Source organism: Micromonospora sp. ABR4_055 (assembly GCF_056160425.1).
Map to the genome: position 1 here is coordinate 1 of NZ_JBSWXD010000342.1, position 748 is coordinate 748.

Sequence of the window (748 nt, forward strand, 5' to 3'; positions counted from 1 at the left end):
TTGATGCTGGATGTGGTGCTCGCCGCCACCATCGCGGTGCTGGTCGGCGCGGTGGTCGGGTTCAGTTTGTGTCGGCATCGGCACCGCTGGTGTCCCGGCTGCGGCCGTACCCTGACCTGCCCGGCGTGTCCGACCGGCGGGCTGCTGCCCGCGCAGGTCGAGGCGGCCGGGCGTCGGTGGGCGCCGCAGCCGGCGCGGACCGTGACCCTGCGGCGGACCTGGGTGTGGCCCGGCCGGTCCCGGCGGCGGGCCGGCCGGTGACCGCGCGGGTGGTGGCCGTGGTGGGCCGGGTCGGGCATGTGGCGTGGCGTCCGTCGTGGCGGTGCCGGGCCTGCCGCCGGCCGTGGCCGTGCGAGCCGGCCCGCGCCGAGCTGATGGCGAGCTTCGACCGGATCGGCCGCTGCATGTACGTGGCCCAGCTCGCCGCCGAAGCCGCCCGTGACCTGCCCGGCCTGACTCCGGAGCAGACGTACGCGCGGTTCATCGCCTGGGCGCGGCGGCGGGAGCCGGCATGACGGTCTACCGCACCCAGGCCACCACGGCCGCCGCCGCTGTTGCTTCCGGTGGTGGGGTGCCGGTGCCGGCTGCGGCGGTACGGGGCCGGTCGCCGCTGCTGGCGGACGAGTTCTTCCTGTTGGCGGCCGATGATGTGACGGGTCGGCCGCGTCTGCCGGCCGGGCCGGTCGGGTACGGTCTGGCCGCCGCCCTGCTGGCCGACCTGGTCGACGCGGGCGCGTTGCGGGTGCAC

The 748-nt window shown here is 77.0% G+C and carries 3 protein-coding genes; all 3 read left to right on the plus strand.

Translation table 11 applies throughout. The features are described 5' to 3' along the window. A partial coding sequence (locus ACXAHD_RS32285; protein WP_475055203.1) for a hypothetical protein occupies positions 1–261 on the plus strand: 261 nt, incomplete at its 5' end. Then, complete coding sequence (locus tag ACXAHD_RS32290) at positions 225–515, plus strand: flavin reductase (RefSeq protein WP_475055205.1); 291 nt, start codon at positions 225–227, stop codon at positions 513–515. The genes ACXAHD_RS32285 and ACXAHD_RS32290, both read left to right, overlap by 37 nt. Next, on the plus strand, positions 512–748 hold a 237-nt coding region (locus tag ACXAHD_RS32295), incomplete at its 3' end, for a GPP34 family phosphoprotein (RefSeq protein ID WP_475055206.1). The genes ACXAHD_RS32290 and ACXAHD_RS32295, both read left to right, overlap by 4 nt.